Here is a 16349-nt window from a genome sequence, read left to right as displayed (position 1 = left end):
CATCGACCGTAGGCGGGGGTCCGCCGGGAGAAAAGGCCTCGTTCAGGCCGGGACGGTCACCCGATCCGGTGTCGGCCGCCGGGTGGTGGTGCCGTCACCCAGCTGCCCGCTGCCGTTGTAGCCCCAGCACCACACGCTGTCGTCGGTACGCAGCCCGCAGCCGTGGTAGCCGATCGCGACGTCCGTGGAGTAGGCGCCGTCACCGACGCGGGCCGGGGTGCTGCGGCTGGTCGTGGTGCCGTCGCCGAGCTGGCCCTCCATGTTGTTGCCCCAGCACCACAGGCCGCCGTCGGTGCGGACCGCGCAGGCGGAGATGTCGCCGGCCGTGACGCTGCTCCAGGTGCTCGCAGTGCCGACCCGGACCGGGGAGGTCTGGTACGGGCCACTCATGCCGAGCTGGCCGTAGCCGTTGTCGCCCCAGCACCACAGCGTCCCGTCGGTACGCGTCGCGCAGCTGAACAGATACCCGGAGGTCACGCCGGCCCAGGTGGTCTCGGTGCCGACCTGCGCCGGCGTGGTCCGGTAGCTGAGGATGCCCAGGCCGAGCTGGCCGGTGCGGCTGTCGCCCCAGCACCACAGGGTGCCGTCGGTGCGGGTGGCGCAGGTGTGCGCGAAGCCGGTCGCCGCGCTCGCCCAGTTGGTCGCGGTGCCGACCCGCACCGGGCGGGTCTCGTAGTACTCGATGGGGTCGGTGCCGAGCTGCCCGAAGCGGTTGAAGCCCCAGCACCACAGGGTGCCGTCGGTGCGTACCGCGCAGGTGTGGCTGTCGCCGGCGCTGACCGTGGCCCAGCTGGTCTCGGTGCCGACCTGCACCGGGGTGGTGCGGTTGGTGGTGCTGCCGTCGCCGAGCTGGCCGTTGCGGTTGCTGCCCCAGCACCACAGGGTGCCGTCGGTGCGCACCCCACAGGTGTACGTGGTGCCGGCGTCGACGCTCGCCCAGGTGGCGTCGCCGACCTGCACCGGCGTGGTCCGGTTGGTGGTGCTGCCGTCACCGAGCGCGCCGCTGAAGTTGCCGCCCCAGCACCACAGGGTGCCGTCGGCCGGGATGGTGCAGGTGTGTTCGTACCCGGTGGTGAGGGCACCGCCGGCCGGCGCCGCCTGGGCCGCGGCCGGGACGGCGGTGACGCCCAGGGCCAGCACCACCAGGGCGGCTATCCGTACCGCACGTGACCATTGGACCCGCAGCCATCCACCCATGCGTCGACTCTCCCTACCGCGCTCCTGGGAGCGCTCCCACAGTCTGTTGCAAGAGTTGTAACAGTTCTGAGCGGGATTGACTAGAGCCGATGGCTGCGGCGCGGCGCCGGCGCCCACGACGGCAGCCAGACCGAGTCCAGCAGCGGGGAGACCCCGGCAAAGTATTCGATGATCGCCCGGAGACCCGGGTGCGGACTGGCCCTGGGCAGCAGCAGGTGCAGGGGATAGGCGATCACCGGGTTCACGATCGGGATGCGCCGCAGATCGTGGCCCGCCGGCCAGAGGTAGCGGTCGCGCACGCCGACGAGGGTGGCCACGTCAGCGGAGTCCGCCAGGGCGTCGAGCAGCACCTCGTTGCCGAAGTTCGGTCCGGTCGCGTCGATGCGCAGGTCGAAGGCGCCGGCGAGCTCGTCGTAGAACTCGCCCCACTCGCTGCGGGGCACGATGCCCGGCACCCAGATCCGCAGTCTGCGCAGCTGGGACGGGGTCAGGGTGCGTGCGGCGGCGAGCGGGTGCCGGGGCCCGACGAGCAGCTCCGCGGGGGAGTCGAAGGCGTGGATCATCTGTACGTCCGGCGGCAGCGTGCCCGGATCGGTGACGGTGCGGAACGAGGCGTCGACGTCGCCGGCCTGGACGGCGGCGGCCGCCACGTGCGGATCGTCGACGCGCAGGGTCACCACGTCCAGGTCGGTTCCGGGATGCGAGCGCCAGTACTCGTGCAGGACGACGGCCTGTGCGCTGCGCAGGCCCAGGACGTCGATCCGCAGAGCCCGCGAGCCCGGCTTGACCGCGGTCACGGCGCGGTCGGCGCCGGCGACGATGCTGCGGGCGTGGGGCAGGAACGCCTGCCCGTCGAGCGTCAACTCGACCCCGCGGGCGGTACGGGTGAACAGGCGGACCTCCAGTTCCCGCTCCAGGGCGGCGATGCGCTTGGAGACCGCCTGCTGGGTCACGCCGAGCTCGTCGGCCGCCTGTTGCAGTTGTCCGAGCTCGGCTGCCCGTACGAAAGAACGCACTGCCTCGGTATCCACCCGCCCACCGTAAGCCCGCACAACCGACAGTTGTGGCTCGCCGGCCCGCGGTTGTTTGATCCTGCGCCCGTCCGGGCGGTCTGATGCAGCGGGTCAAACATCGGTTGTCGCTGGGGGTTCAGGTGCGCGGTTTCACGTGGCTGTGGACGGCCTACGCGGTCAGCGCGTACGGAACCTGGGTCGCCTTCGGGGCGATCCCGCTGCTCGCCATCGAGGTGCTGCACGCGTCGGCACTCGCGGTGTCGGTGCTGGAGGCCGCCGCGCTCGCCGTGGCGGCGGTCGTGGTGCTGCCGCTCGGGCCGTGGATCGACCACCGGGCCAAGCGTCCGGTGATGATCGGGATGGACCTGGTCCGGTTCCTCGCGACGGCCAGTGTGCCGCTCGCGTACCTCCTCGGTCTGCTCTCCTATGGCCAGCTGCTGGTGGTCTCGGTCGTCTCGGCGAGCGCGGGCATCGCCTTCACCGCCGCCTCCGGCGCCTTCCTGCAACACCTGGTCCGCGGTGACCGGCTGCTGGCCGCCAACGGCAGATTCGAGAGCACGAGCTGGGTGGCGACCGCGGTCGGGCCGCCACTCGGCGGCGCGCTGATCGGGCTGCTCGGCCCGGTCACCACCATCCTGGCCAACGCGCTCAGCTACCTGCTGTCCGCGCTCGCCATCCGGCGGATCCGCGGCAGCGACGTCGCCGCCCGTCGCGACCCGGCCACCCGGCTGCGCGCCGCCGATCTGCTCACCGGCTGGCGGATCATCCGGCACGAGCGCGTGCTGCGCCGCCTGTTCCTCAACGCGCTCTCGGTCAACGGCCTGATCATGGCCTGCGCTCCGTTGATGGCCGTCCTGCTGCTCGGCGAGTACCACTTCCCGGCCTGGCAGTACGGCCTCGCCTTCGGCGTCCCCGCACTCGGCGGCTTCCTCGGCGCCCGGCTGTGCCCGCACCTCGTGCGGCGCTACGGCCGGCACCGCGTCATGATCGTCTCCGGCTGGCTGCGCTCGCTGTTCCCGCTCGGGCTCGCCTTCGTCCACCCCGGCGTGACCGGCCTGCTCACCGTGATCGTGGTCGAGGCCCTGCTGATCACCAGCATGGGCGTCTTCAACCCGATCTCCGCCACCGAGCGTCTGCAGCGCACGCCCGCCGACCACGCCGCCCGGGTCCTCACCGCGTGGACGGTCAGCAACCGGCTCGTCCAGGCCGCCCTCATGGTGATCTGGGGTCTGCTGGCCACCCTCACCAGCCCGCTCGCCGCCATCACCTTTTCCGGCATCTGCCTGCTCGCCACCCCGTTGCTGCTGCCCTCCTTTGCCGATCAGAAGGTGTAGCCGGTGATGGTGTAGCAGGACTCGTCGTCGATCGCGTTGGCCTGCGGGTCGATGTTGATCTCGGTCGGGTGGCCGTCGGCCGGGTCCGTGGTGACCTCGGCGACGTCGGCGCCCTGCTCCCGGGCCCGGTTCGCCTGGTCGAGGAGCTGGCCCAGCGTCGGCGCCGGTTCGCTGCGGGCGTCCTCCACGAACCACCGGCCGGATTCGTCGAGGCCCTCGGCCGCGGTGACCTTGCCCTGCTCGACGGTGATCCGGAAATGCCCGATCAGGGCACGCTCCCCGCAGGAGGATTTGAGCTCGTAGGTGTACCTGGCGGGCTCCTGCCACTCTGCGGCGGCCGCCGGCTCGGGGGACCCGCCGCATCCGGAAAGCGCGGCCGCAGCCGCTGCCAGAACCACCCAGCGGCGTTTCTCAGTCGTCATTCCGCTTCGACGGGATCGATCCGCGCCGGGTTCCCCGCGGGCATGTTCAGCCGATGATCTTGCCGGGGTTGAACAGATTCAGCGGGTCCAGCGTCTGCTTCACCGCGACCTGCATCGCCAGCACGCCCGGCGACAGCTCCTGCCGCATCCCGGCCCGCTTGAGCAGGCCCACCCCGTGCTCGCCGGTCACCGTGCCGCCCACCGCGACGGCCGCGCTCAGCATCTGCTCGAACGCGGCCTGCGCCGCCCGTTTCGCGGTCTCGTCGCCGGCGGGCGCCAGGATCATCGGGTGCAGGTTGCCGTCACCGGCATGCGCGATCGTCGCGATGGTCACCCCCTGCCGCGCCGCGATCTCCTCGATCTGCAGAAGCATTTCCGGTACGCGTGAGCGCGGCACACAGACGTCCTCGGTGAGCACCGGCCCCAGCCGCTCCAGAGCCGGGTAGGCGAGCCGTCGCGCCGCGAACAGGGCCTCGGCCTCGAGCTCGTCGGTGGACTGCTCGGCCCACAGCGCGCCCGCCGACCGGAACACCTCGGCGACCGCGCCGGCCTCCTCGTCGCCGGCCAGGCCCGGCGTGTCCAGCTGGGCGAGCAGCAGCGCCGCCGCGTCCGCCTCCAGGCCCAGGTGCTTCCACTCCTCGACGGCCCGCAGACAGGTCCGGTCGAGCAGTTCGAGGGCGGCCGGCAGCAGCCCGGCTCGGGTGATCGCGGCGACCGCCTCACCCGCGGCGACGACGCTGCCGAACGCGCCGACCACGGTCCGCGGCGCCTCCCGGCGGGCCGGGCGCAGCCGCAGCGTCACCTCGGTGATCACCCCGAAGGTGCCTTCCGAGCCGGTGAACAGGCCGGCCAGATCGTACCCGCTCACGCCCTTGGTGGTGCGCCGGCCGAGCCGGACCACGGTGCCGTACTCGCCGGCCGGCCCGCCGACGACGGCTTCCATCCCGAGCACGTAGTCGCGGGTCACGCCGTACTTCAGGCAGCACAGCCCGCCGGCGTTGGTGGCCACGTTGCCGCCGATCGTCGACCAGGGCGCGCTGGCCGGGTCGGGCGGGTACCACAGGCCGTGCTCGGCGACCGCCTTCTTCAGCACGTCGTTAATCACGCCGGGCTGCACGGTCGCGGTCATGTTGTCCGCGTCGATCTCGACGATCCGGGTCATCTTCGACAGGTCGAGGATGACCGCGCCGTCGACCGCGTTGGCCCCGCCGGACAGCCCGGTCCCGGCGCCGCGCGTCACGATCGGGATCCGCCGTTGCGCGCAGACCCGGACCACCTGCTGCACGTCCCCGGTGGTGCGCGGCCGCACCGCCGCCAGAGCCCGGCCGTAGGGCGCCCACTCGGCGTCGTCGTGGCTGAGCCCTTCGAGAACGTCCGGGTCGTCGATGACGTCCAGGCCGCCGAGGATATCCATGCCGCGACCCTACGTGGGGACGCAGCGATGCCCCAGCCGCAGAGGGATCGGCTGGGGCATCGCTGTTTCCTGCGGGGTCCGGGTCGGTCAGAAACCGAAGTTCTGGGTGTAGTACGGGGTGCCGTTCGCGGCGTACACGGCGCCGACGCCGACGGTCTTGGACTTGCAGTTGAGGATGTTGGTGCGGTGACCCGGGCTCTTCATCCAGCCGCTCACCACCTGCTCGGCGGACCGGTAACCCCACGCGATGTTCTCGGCGGACGGCCGGGCGTACCCGGCGGCCTTCGAGCGGACCGCGAAGTTCGAGCCGCCGCGGCCGGCGTGCGAGAACTTGCCGGTCTGCGCCATCCAGGCGCTGTGGCCGCGGGCAGCCGTGGTCAGCTTGGCGTCGACCTTCAGCGCCGCGCAGCCGTGCGAGGTGCGCTGCACGTTGATCAGGCGGTTGATCTCGGTCTGCAGGACGGTCTCGCTGACCTTCGCCGGGGCTGCTTCGGCGGGGCTGGCGATCATCGTGGCGGCGCCGACGGCGGCCGGAGCGAGGAGAACGGCCAGGGCGAAGCGGCGAAGAGCGTTGCGCAAGAAAGTCCCTTTCGTAGGTCTGCCGTGCTTGCACCCTTCAGTTCGGCCCGCCGCCGGGCGCGCGGATTATCGACTCGGTGCGTGATCGTCGCGGGACGGTTGCGGGGTCGAGGCGTGGCTCGCGGCGGGTCTGCCGGTCACTGCCGGGCCGGCGGACGTGCGTGACTGAACCGCAGCTCGCGGCGGGTGCTCACACCGAGCTTGCTGAAGATCCGCCGCAGGTGCCATTCGACGGTGCGCGGGCTGATGTACAGCGCGGCGCCGATCTCGGGATTGGTCAGGCCCTCGGCGGCCAGGCGGGCGATGTGGGCTTCCTGAGCGGTGAGTTCCCAGGGGGTCTCGGCGCTCCGCTTGCGTACGGTCTGTCCGGTGGCGAGCAGTTCGTGCCGGGCACGCTCGGCGAACCCGTCGAGGCCCATCAGGACCAGTGATTCGTACGCGGCGCGCAGCTGCTCCCGGGCGTCGAGTCGGCGGCCCGCCCGGCGCAGCCATTCGCCGTAGAGCAGCTGCGCCCGCGCGAGATCCACCCGGATGCGGGTGCTGCCGAGCCGCTCGATCGCCTCCCGGTACAGCTCCTCGGCCGCGCTGTCGTCGCGCAGCAGCGCCCGCCGGCTCGCTTCCACGCCGAGGGCCCACTCGGTGCCGCTCGCCCGGGTCTGCACCGCGAGCTGCTCGAAGGTTGCTGCCGCCCCCTTGGTGTCGCCGCTGCGGACCTGCGCCTCGACGAGTTCGGCGAGCGCCCACTTCGGCGGGCCCAGTTCGAGCGGGTCGGTGCTCGCCTCCCGGGCTGCGTCCACGGCCTCCGGATAGCGGCCGGCGCCGTTGAACAGCACCGCGCGGGCCCACTGCATCATGTTCACCCCGACGCCCTCCCCGCGGGCGGCGAGGGCGTCGAGGGTCTGCCGGATCATCGGCTCGGCCCGGTCCACCTGCCCCCGGACGGCAGCCAGGCTCACTTCGCCGTACGGTGCGAGGCCGGCCATCCCGTGGGTGATCTCGGCGATCGCCTGGATCTCGTCGACCAGGGACGCGGCTGCGGCCAGATCACCGGTGAACAGGTGCACGAAGACGCGGCTGGTCAGCGCCAGGGGCAGCGCCCCGAGCGCCCCGCCGGCCCGGGCCACCTCGAGGTGCCGGCGGGTGAGGGTGTCCCAGCCGTCGTCGTCCCACAGCGACACCGCGGCCGACGCGGCCAGCCAGGAGAACCGCAGCCCCTCGTCGATGCTGAGCTCCTCGCCGGCGAACGACTGCACGGCGCGATGTGACAGTGGCGCGGCGGCCGGGTACCCCTCGGTGAACAGGACGGCGAGCCCGTCCAGCAGCACATCGCCCTTGCGGGCCGCCGCCGGCGCGGGCGGCCCGGCCTGAACCGCCTCGGCCACCTGCCGGGCGCCGGGCCCCTGTGCCAGGCGCCCGGCGAACAGGGCGGCGGACAACGCGTCCAGGTAGGTGTCGCGGGCCAGGCCCGGGTCGAGCGGCTCGAGCCGGCGCGCAGCGGCCAGCAGCAGCGGCAGGGCCTCGTTGCCGCGGTTGGTGGCGAAGGAGATCTGCGCCCGGATGAGGTCGACGCGGGCCTGCTCGGCCTCGTGCAGCGGCGCGACGTGGGCGGCCGCCAGCAGGGCCAGGGCGTCGTCGAACGCGCCGGCGTGCACCTTGGCCTGCGCGGCGTCGAGGCATCGCCGGATCCGCTGCGCCGGGTCGGGCGTCAGCGTGGCCGCCTGCGCGTGGAAGGCGGCCGCTGCGGCCAGGCCACCGCGCGCGAGGGCGCGGCCGGCCGAGCGTTCGAGTTCGGCAGCCACGGACTCGTCGGGGTTCACCGCGGCCCGGGCACGATGCCAGGCCTGCCGGTCGGGGTCGGTACGGGCGTCGGTGACGTCGGCGATCGCCCGGTGGGCCTCCCGGCGCTGGGCGGGCGCCGCCGAGCGGTAGACGGCCGAGCGGATCAGCGGATGCCGGAACCGGAAGCGGTCGTGGCCCGGGAACTCGATCAGGCCGGCCGCCTCGGCCGCGCCGGCCGCGTCCGGATCGACCCCGAGCTGCTCGGCGGCACGCCACAGCAGCGCGACGTCCCCGACCGGTTCGGCGGCCGCGACCAGCAGCAGGCGCCGGGACGGCTCGGGCAGCGGCGCGGCCTGGCGCAGGAAGCCGTCCTCCAGGCGGTGGGCGAGCCGGCCCGGCACCTCGGCGGCGCCGCCGAAGGCCAGCTCGGCTGCCGACAGCACGCGCGGGAACTCCAGCAGCGCGAGCGGGTTGCCGTGGCTGTCGGCCAGGATGCGGTCGCGCACGCGCGGGTCGAGCGGCCCGGTGACCGCGGTGTCCAGCAGCCGTACGGCGTCGGCGTCGTCCAGTCCCCGCAGCCGGATTCCAGGCAGGCCGGCCAGGGCGCGGTCGTCGCGGGTCGCGAACACCATGGCCACCGGCTCGGCGCCGAGCCGGCCCGCGACGAACTCCAGGGTCTGCGCCGACGCCTGGTCCAGCCACTGGGCGTCGTCCACCACGCAGACCAGGGGCTGCTCGTCGGCGACCTCGCTGAGCAGGGTGAGCACGGCCAGACCCAGCAGGAAGCGGTCCGGCGGGTGGCCCGGCTGCAGGCCGAACGCCGTGCAGAGCGCGGTGCGCTGCGCCTCCGGCAGCCGGTCGAGGCGGTCCAGGAAGGGCGCGCAGAGCTGGTGCAGGCCCGCATGGGCGAGCTCGATCAGCGACTCGACGCCCGCGGCGCGCCGGACCCGGCAGCCCGCGGCACGGTCGACGAGGAACTCGATCAGCGCGGTCTTGCCGATCCCGGCTTCGCCGCGCAGGATCAGCACCTGGCTGCGGCCGGCCCGGGTGGCCGTGATCATGCTGCTCAACGTCTCGCACTCGGCCCGGCGCCCGAGCAGGCGCGGCGCCGATCCGGAAGGGGCCATCAGCCGAACGTGCCCCCGCCGCCGCGCCAGGTCAATGCGGCTGTCAGGTGTTTTGCGCGAACACCTCCTTGAAGCCCAATCGCCACGACGGATACGCGAGGGTGAGCGCCAGCTGCGCCTTGGCCCTGGCGTTGCCGGCCGCGCGCAACTGGTTGCCGTAGTACACGGCCTGGACGCCGAACCGCTCCTCGATCTGCTCCTCCGGCAGGCGCCGGGGCGCGGGCGCGCCGAGAAGCTCCGCGAGGTACGGCAGCCAGTCGGCTTGGGCTGCGGGTTCGTCGTCCACGACGTTGTAGATGCCGGCCGCACCCCGGCTGACGGCCTGCACAGTCGCCGACACCGCGTCGTCGACGTGCAGGAACGGATACCGGCCGGCGCCGTCGCCGGCGATCGGCATCTCACCGGCCTGCACGGCGGTCGCGATGTCGCCGCCCGGCCCGATGGCGGTGCCGGCGCCGTAGAGGAAGCCGTAGCGAAGCACGACGCCCTCGATGCCCGGCATGCCGGTCACCTGTTCCTCGGCGGCGTGGTTGGCGCGGGCGTGGCTGCGCAGCGGCTCGGGACCGTCCAGGTAGAGCGGCGACGACTCGTCGGTGGGCCCGGCGCCGACCGGCTCGGTCATGAAACTGGCGCTCTGCGCGATCACCCGCCGGGCGCCGGCGTCGCGGGCCGCGCTCATCAGGATGGCGGTGCCCTCGCGGCGCAGCCGGTTGGTCAGCGCGATCCAGGACCGGTAGTCGTGCGCCGGCGCGGCCAGCGACGTGACCTGGTTGATGATCACTTCGGGGGCGCTGTCCAGGACGGCCCTGCGGACGGCGTCGTCGTCGAGCCCGTTCATCACGACGGGCTGCGCGCCGAGGTCCGCGACGACCGGCATGCTGTCGGCCCGGTGGGTGCTGGCGGTGACCTGGTGGCCGTGGCTGACCAGCGCTCGCACGAGCGGGCGGCCCACGACCCCGGTGCCGCCGGCGACGAAGATTCGCATGGCTGCTCCTCAGACGGGGTGATCGACGGATGACTTGAGGTGGACGAGCAGGTCGTGGTCGAGCCGGGCGATGCGTACGGCGATCGACTCGACCTCGTCGTCGAGGCGGTCGTCGGCGAACAGCCGGTTGACGTAGCCGTACTGCTCGGCGCGAGCGGCGTCCAGGTCCTCGGCGAGCAGCGCGATCTCCAGCGCCCGCGCGCGGCCGACCAGCCGGGCGAGCCGGGCCGTCACCGGGCCGCACGGCAGCAGGCCGAGCACGGTGTTCTCCCGGGCGGCGAACCGCAGATCGCAGGCGAGCACGAACTCGCCGGCGGCGCCGACCGCGCGTCCGCGGATCGACGCGATGCTGACGGCCGGGGCGCGCGACACCCGGACCAGCACGTCGGACCAGCCGGCCGGTACGTCCGGATGGCTCAGGTAGAAGCCCGGGGCGGCGCTGTCGAAGACGACCACGTTCAGGTCCGGGTCGGCCTCGATCAGCCCGGCCAGCTCGGTGAGCTCGCCGACGGTCGTCGCGGTGATCGTGTTGACCGGCGGGTGGTGGAACGTGACCCGGCAGTAGCCCGGGCTGGTGCGGTCGACGCGCAGGTGGGTCCACGCCGACGGCGGATGCCGCCCGTTCGGCGACGGGGCGGGCCAGGCATCGCTGGTCATGATGGGCTCCCACCGCGCCGGCTCAGTCGCCCCAATGGCGTTGCTCCTGCCACGGGTCGCCGTAGTTGTGGTAGCCGAGCTGCTCCCAGAACCCCGGTTCGTCGTGGTCCTGCAGGCGCAGGGCGCGCAGCCACTTGGCGCTCTTCCAGAAGTAGAGGTGCGGCACCAGCAGGCGGGCCGGGCCGCCGTGCTCGGCGGGCAGCGGCCGGCCGTCGTACTCGAAGGCGACCCAGGCCTTGCCGTCGAGCACGTCGGCGATCGGAAGGTTGGTGGTGTAGCCGCCGTAGCAGCTCGCGACCAGGAAGTCGCCGGTCACGCCGGCGCCGGTCAGCAGCGCCTCCACCGGCACGCCTTTCCAGCTGGTGCCGAGCTTGCTCCACCGGGTCACGCAGTGGATGTCGACGGTGATCTGCTCGGCGTCGAGGGCCCGGAACTCGTCCCAGCTCCAGCCGCGTACGGCGCCGTCCGTCCCGCTGATCTCCAGGCGCCACCTGTCGAGCGGCACCCGCGGGGTCGCCCCGGCGGAGAGCACCGGGAAGCCGTCGGTGGCGTACTGGCCCGGTGGCAGGGAAACGCGAGGTCGCTGTCGGCCGGTGAAACCCGGCGAGAAGGTGGCCATGCCTGCAGCATCACGGCTGCGCCGCCCGGCTCGCGCCCGTGGAACTCCCTGGTGTGCTGCCCTGGTCCCGCAGACCCCTGCGGGAGGCCCGCAGCTCGCGGCGGGAGCTGATGCCCAGCTTGGCGAAGACTTTGCGCAGATGCCATTCCACCGTGCGCGGGCTCAGGAACAGCTGCGCGCCGATCTGCGGATTGGACAGACCGTCGCGGGCCAGCCGGGCGATCTGCTCCTCCTGCGGCGTGAGCTGGTCCCCGGCCTCCTCAGTGTGCCGGCGCACGTTCTCCCCGGTGGCGATCAACTCGCGGCGGGCACGTTCGGCGAACGCCTGCATCCCGATGGCGGTCAGCATGTCGTGCGCCGCGCGCAGCTGCGCACGCGCGTCGCGGCGGCGCCGCTCGCTGCGCAACCATTCCCCATACAGCAGGTGGGCCCGGGCAAGTTCAGGAACCATTCCGGTACGCCCCAAGCGCTCGATCCCCTCCCGGTAGAGATCGTCGGCGGCACCACCGGCACTCACCAGCGCCCGCGACCGCGCCTCGACACCCAGCGCCCACTCGGTGCCGCAGGGCCGGGTCGTCTCCGCGAGCCGGTTCACCGCCGCGCGGGCCAGCTCGCCCTGATCGCTGCGCGCGGCCGCCTCGACCAGCTCGGGCAGCGCCCACATCGAGACGAACGGCTCGAAGGTGTTCGCGGTGGCCTGCCCGGCCGCGATGCCGGCCTCCGCGAACCGGCCGAAGCCGTTGTGCAGGACCGCTTCCGCCCAGTACGCGTTGATCGCCGCCAGCTGCTGCCCCTCGGCGGCGGCGTACTCGATCGTGCCCGTGATCAGCGCCCACGCTTCCGTCTCGCTGCCCTGCAGGGCGAGCAGCCGCAGCGCCGCGTACGGTGCGATGCGGCTGCCGGTTGCGGCCGCCACGCTGTCCGCCTCGGCGACGAGCGCGGCCGCGCCGGCGAGGTCACCGTTGGAGGCGCTGGCGGTGCCCAGCGCGGCCAGCGCCACCGGCAGCTGGGCCAGCGCGCCGGCGTCGCGGACGATCTGGACCGTGCGCCGCGCGATCGTGTCGGTGCTCTCGTTGTCCCAGACGGCGTTACTCGCCGCGGTGGCCAGCCAGGCCCAGCGCAGGGTGTCCTCGACCGCCATGGCGCCGTCGGCGATCGCCCGGCCGGCTCGCAGCAGCACCGGGGCCGCGGCAGCGCGTCCCTCGGTCTGCAACAGCACCAGCCCGTCCAGGAGCAGGTCGACCGGCCGGGCCGCACCCGACGGCGGCGCGAGGGCCCGGACCGCGCGGCAGACCGCCAGCAGATCCTCGGCGGTGTCCGGGCGCCCGGCGAAGACGGCCGCGGCCCAGGCGGTCAGATAGGTCTCGCGCGCGGCGCCCGCGTCGAGGGGTTCGAGGGCCTTGGCGGCCCGCAGCAGCAGCGGGGACGCGTCGCCGCCCCGGCCGGAGGTGAACGCGATCTGGCCGCGCAGCAGGTCGACGCGGATGCGCTGCAGGTCGTCGGGCGGCCCGGTCTCGGCCTCGGCCAGCAGTCCGAGGGCGGCGTCGAACGCGCCGGCGTGCAGGCTGGCCTGCGCCCCGGCCAGCGCCCGTTCGGCGCGGCGTGCCGGTTCGGGGGTCAGCGCGACCGAGCGCTGCAGGAACGCGGCCGCCGCGGCGAGGCCGCCGCGCGCCTGCGCCCGGCCCGCCGACGCCTCGAGATCGGCGGCGAGGTGCTCGTCGAGGCCGGGGGCCGCGCGGGCCCGATGCCAGACCCGGCGATCCGGGTCGGTGCCGGGGTCGGTCGCCTGCGCCAGCGCATGATGGACGCGGCGGCGGTCCTCGGCGGCCGCGGCCTGGTAGACGGCGGAACGCACCAGCGGATGGGCGAACTCCACCCGCCCGCGCAACTGCAGCAGGCCCGCGTCGACCGCCGGGTCGGCCGCGGCCATGTCGATGTGCAGCAGCTCGGCGGCGCGATGCAGCAGCAACGGGTTGCCGAGCGGCTCCGCGGCGGCCGCGAGCACGAGCAGCCGCGTGTCCGGTGGAAGTGCGAGGACGCGCGTACGGTAGCTCTGCTCGATCTTTCCGGTGATGTGCTCCCCGCCGGGGAAGCCGAAGCCGCCGGCCAGTGCCGTGACGCTCCACGTGCGCGGCAGTTCCACCAGCGCGAGCGGGTTGCCGTGGCTCTCGGCGACGATCTGGTCGTAGACCGCGGCGTCCACCGGGCCGTGCACACCGGCCATCAGCAGCTCGCGGGCGTGCCCGTCGTCGAGCCCCTCGATCGGCAACGCGGCCAGCCCGGCGAGAACGTCGTCCCCGGCGCCGGTGCGCGCCGCGCAGACGAGGGCGACGCGCTCGGCGAGCAGGCGGCGGGCGGTGAACTCGATGACCTGCGCCGATGCCTGGTCGAGCCACTGCGCGTCGTCGACGACGCAGATCAGCGGGTGCTGCTCGGCGACGTCGGCGAACAGGCTCAGGACGGCCAGCCCGACCAGGAACCGCTCCGGGGCGGGACCGGATCGCAGGCCGAAGACGGTCTGCAGCGCGTCGCGCTGCGGCGCCGGCAGCCGGTCCAGATGATCCAGCAGGGGCGCGCAGATCTGGTGCAGGCCGCTGTAGGCCAGCTCCATCTCCGACTCGACCCCGACCGCCCGCGTGACCCGCCAGCCGGTCACCCGCTCCGCCAGGTAGCCGAGCAGCACGGTCTTGCCGACCCCGGCGGGCCCGCGCAGCACGAGACACCGGCTCTGCCCGGCGACCACCTCGGCGATGAGCCGGTCGAGCGCGGCGCACTCGGCGCGGCGGTCGACCAGCGTCCCGGCGCCGGCCGGGGCGTCAGCGGGCAAACCGGGCCCCGCAGCGTCGGCAGTGCCAGCTCATGCGCGCAGGATCCGCCACTCCACCCGGGCGCACATCATCCCGGGGGAGTGAAAGACCTGCGGATCGTGCTCGTCAGCGCAGCGGGCTGAAGGCGGCCCGGACCTCGGCGGAGAACAGCTCCGGCTCCTCCCAGGCCGGGAAGTGGCCGCCGCGGTCGACCTCGCTGTAGGAGGCGAGGTTCGGGTAGGCGGTCTCCACCCAGCTGCGCGGTGCCGGGAAGATCTCGCCGGCGAACGCGGTGAAGGCGACCCGCGACGGGATCGGCGGGGGCGGTCCGGCCGCGGCGTTCGCGGCCTGCGCCCGCCCGGTCTCCCAGTACCACCGGGCCGCGGAGGTGGCCGTGCCGGTCAGCCAGTACAGGGTGATGTTGTCGACGACGTTCTGCACGGTCAGGTTGCCGGACGGCTTGCCGTCGGCGAACGCGCCGGCGATCTTGTAGTAGCTGTCCGTGTCGTGGTCGAGCATCCACGCGGCCAGGCCCACCGGGGAGTCCAGCAGGGAGTATCCGACCGTCTGCGGCCGGGTGGACTGCTCCAGGAAGTAGCCGAACCCGTCGTGCTGGAACAGCGCGAGCGCCGCATGGGCCGCCTTCTCCTCCTCGGTGTTCGCCGGCAGGTGATCGACGATGAACGGCGCCGCGCCCAGCAGGTTGACGTGGATCCCGGCCAGCTCCTCCGGCGCCTGGCGGCCCATCGTGTCGGTGACCAGCGCGCCCACGTCGCCGCCCTGCGCCACGTACCGGGTGTAGCCGAGACTGGTCATCAGCTGAGCCCACGCCCGGGCGATGCGCCCGGAGTCCCAGCCCAGCTCGGTCGGCTCACCGGAGAAGCCGTATCCCGGCAGCGACGGCAGCACCAGGTGGAACGCGTCCTCGGGGCGGCCGCCGTGCCGGGTCGGGTCGGTCAGCGGGCCGACGGTGTCGAGCAGTTCGATGACCGAGCCGGGCCAGCCGTGCGTCATGATCAGCGGCAGGGCGTTCTCGTGCGGTGACCGGACGTGGACGAAGTGGATGTCGATGCCGTCGATCTGCGTGGTGAACTGCGGAAGCGCGTTGAGGCGCTCCTCGCACCTGCGCCAGTCGTACTCGGTCGTCCAGTAGCGCGCCAGCTCCTGCATGGTCGCCAGCTGCACCCCCTGCGAACGGTCGGTGACCAGCTCCCTGCTGGGCCAGCGGGTCGCCGACACCCGCCGCCGCAGGTCCTCGATCTGCTCGTCGGGCACGCTGATCCGAAATGGCCGGATGTCGCTCATGACTCCTCCAGGACGCTCGTGGTGACGCCCCGAAGCCTGATCGCCCGGCCCACCCGTCGCACCCGTCGAAGACCCTGGTGTGCTGCCCTGGCCCGACCGGGTGAGTTTCGCCCGGGCCAGCCTGGGAACTCCAGCGCGTAACCAAGGAGGTGGATGTAGTGACGGCAAGCACATCGGCCGGTGGCGGGTCCACCGGCGCGTCGACGGCCGAGCTGGTGAACCAGGCCGCCGCGCAGATCTCGACGCTGGTACGTGACGAACTGACGCTGGCGAAACTCGAACTGACCGAAAAGGGCAAGCGCGCCGGAGTCGGCGGCGGCCTGTTCGGTGCGGCCGGCGTCCTGGCCCTGTACGGCGTGGGCCTGCTGCTGACCCTGGTGGTGGTGGCCCTCGACCTGGTCTGGCCGTTGTGGGTCGCGGTGCTCGTCGTGATGGTCGTGGTCTTCGCCGCGGCCGGGATCGCCGCGCTGCTGGGCCGCAACAAGCTGAAGGCCGCGGCGCCGCCGCTGCCCAGTGACGCGATCGCCGGCGTGGAAGCCGATGTCATGACCGTCAAGAACGCCGCTCGGGAAGGACGCCGCTGATGAGCACTTCGGACACCCCGGTCGACCCGGAGCAGCTGCGCGCCGAGATCGAGCAGACCCGGGCCGACCTGGGTGACACGGTCGAGGCCCTGGCCGCGAAGACCGACGTCAAGGCACGCGCGAAGCAAGCCGCTGCGGAGGCGAAGACCCGTACCAAAGAGGCCGCTTCGGAGGCGAAGACCCGTACCAAAGAGGCTGCTTCGGAGGCGAAGACCCGTACCAGAGTGGCTGCGGTAGAAGCGAAGGACCGCGCGACCGAGGCTGCGGCCGAGGCGAAGCAGCGCGCGGCGGTGGCCGCGGCCGACGTCAAGGACCGCACCCAGCAGACGGTGGCCGAGGTGCGGGAGGACCCGCGCCGCGCGGCGCCGCCCGCCCTGATCGCCGCCGCTGTGGTGGCCCTCGTCGTCGCCGTGATCGTGGTGCGCCGCCGGCGAGCCTGACGTCGTACCCTCCGGGCCGGGCCTGCGGTGACACCACCGCCGGGACCCGGCCCGTCGCCGTATCCGGATCGCGCGCAGAATTCGGTG

14 protein-coding genes are annotated in these 16349 nt (G+C 73.3%); 3 read left to right on the top strand and 11 right to left on the bottom strand.

The genetic code is table 11. The annotated features are described in order from the left end of the window. Positions 1-42: 42 nt before the first annotated feature. Together OHA21_RS19030 and OHA21_RS19025 are read right to left on the bottom strand one after the other, a co-directional pair. On the bottom strand, positions 43-1197 hold the full coding sequence (locus tag OHA21_RS19030; protein ID WP_328475405.1) for an RCC1 domain-containing protein: 1155 nt from the start codon (positions 1195-1197) through the stop codon (positions 43-45). A gap of 80 nt (positions 1198-1277) precedes the next feature. Next, positions 1278-2228: a LysR family transcriptional regulator gene (locus tag OHA21_RS19025; protein WP_328475404.1), complete on the bottom strand. Its 951-nt coding sequence runs from the start codon at positions 2226-2228 to the stop codon at positions 1278-1280. A gap of 122 nt (positions 2229-2350) precedes the next feature. On the opposite strand from OHA21_RS19025, the gene OHA21_RS19020 reads away from it, so the two are divergent. Then, positions 2351-3544: an MFS transporter gene (locus tag OHA21_RS19020; protein WP_328475403.1), complete on the top strand. Its 1194-nt coding sequence runs from the start codon at positions 2351-2353 to the stop codon at positions 3542-3544. On the opposite strand, the gene OHA21_RS19015 is transcribed toward OHA21_RS19020, so the two are convergent. The 9 genes from OHA21_RS19015 to OHA21_RS18975 all read right to left on the bottom strand — a co-directional run bounded on the left by OHA21_RS19015 (position 3532) and on the right by OHA21_RS18975 (position 15238). Continuing rightward, on the bottom strand, positions 3532-3966 hold the full coding sequence (locus OHA21_RS19015; protein ID WP_328475402.1) for a DUF6174 domain-containing protein: 435 nt from the start codon (positions 3964-3966) through the stop codon (positions 3532-3534). The two genes, OHA21_RS19020 and OHA21_RS19015, sit on opposite strands and share 13 nt — an antisense overlap. Before the next feature lie 46 nt (positions 3967-4012). After that, a complete protein-coding gene (locus tag OHA21_RS19010; RefSeq protein WP_328475401.1) occupies positions 4013-5380 on the bottom strand; it encodes an FAD-binding oxidoreductase in 1368 nt (455 codons plus the stop codon). An 87-nt stretch (positions 5381-5467) separates the two neighbouring features. Continuing rightward, a complete protein-coding gene (locus OHA21_RS19005; RefSeq protein ID WP_328475400.1) occupies positions 5468-5959 on the bottom strand; it encodes a CAP domain-containing protein in 492 nt (163 codons plus the stop codon). 137 nt (positions 5960-6096) lie between these two features. Next, positions 6097-8865 carry an AAA family ATPase gene (locus OHA21_RS19000; protein ID WP_328475399.1) on the bottom strand — a complete coding sequence of 923 codons (2769 nt, stop codon included), beginning with the start codon at positions 8863-8865 and terminating at the stop codon, positions 6097-6099. 43 nt (positions 8866-8908) lie between these two features. Next, a complete protein-coding gene (locus OHA21_RS18995; protein WP_328475398.1) occupies positions 8909-9850 on the bottom strand; it encodes an NAD-dependent epimerase/dehydratase family protein in 942 nt (313 codons plus the stop codon). 9 nt (positions 9851-9859) lie between these two features. After that, positions 9860-10507, bottom strand: coding sequence for an enoyl-CoA hydratase/isomerase family protein (locus OHA21_RS18990; RefSeq protein WP_328475397.1), 648 nt, complete (start codon positions 10505-10507; stop codon positions 9860-9862). A gap of 22 nt (positions 10508-10529) precedes the next feature. Then, positions 10530-11126: a molybdopterin-dependent oxidoreductase gene (locus OHA21_RS18985; RefSeq protein ID WP_328475396.1), complete on the bottom strand. Its 597-nt coding sequence runs from the start codon at positions 11124-11126 to the stop codon at positions 10530-10532. Between the two features lie 10 nt (positions 11127-11136). Continuing rightward, positions 11137-13953 (bottom strand): helix-turn-helix transcriptional regulator, encoded by a 2817-nt coding sequence (locus OHA21_RS18980; protein ID WP_328475395.1) that lies wholly within the window; start codon positions 13951-13953, stop codon positions 11137-11139. A 106-nt stretch (positions 13954-14059) separates the two neighbouring features. Then, positions 14060-15238: an epoxide hydrolase family protein gene (locus tag OHA21_RS18975; RefSeq protein WP_328475394.1), complete on the bottom strand. Its 1179-nt coding sequence runs from the start codon at positions 15236-15238 to the stop codon at positions 14060-14062. 149 nt (positions 15239-15387) lie between these two features. Here OHA21_RS18975 and OHA21_RS18970 point away from each other — a divergent pair, with 149 nt between their 5' ends. Beyond that, positions 15388-15822 (top strand): phage holin family protein, encoded by a 435-nt coding sequence (locus OHA21_RS18970; RefSeq protein ID WP_328475393.1) that lies wholly within the window; start codon positions 15388-15390, stop codon positions 15820-15822. Next, on the top strand, positions 15822-16262 hold the full coding sequence (locus tag OHA21_RS18965; protein ID WP_328475392.1) for a DUF3618 domain-containing protein: 441 nt from the start codon (positions 15822-15824) through the stop codon (positions 16260-16262). The genes OHA21_RS18970 and OHA21_RS18965 overlap by 1 nt, the downstream gene beginning before the upstream one ends. Positions 16263-16349: the final 87 nt, after the last annotated feature.

Source organism: Actinoplanes sp. NBC_00393, from assembly GCF_036053395.1.
Lineage (GTDB): Bacteria > Actinomycetota > Actinomycetes > Mycobacteriales > Micromonosporaceae > Actinoplanes.
Note: the sequence above shows the minus strand (reverse complement) of the source record. Positions and strands in the feature narration are given on the sequence as shown.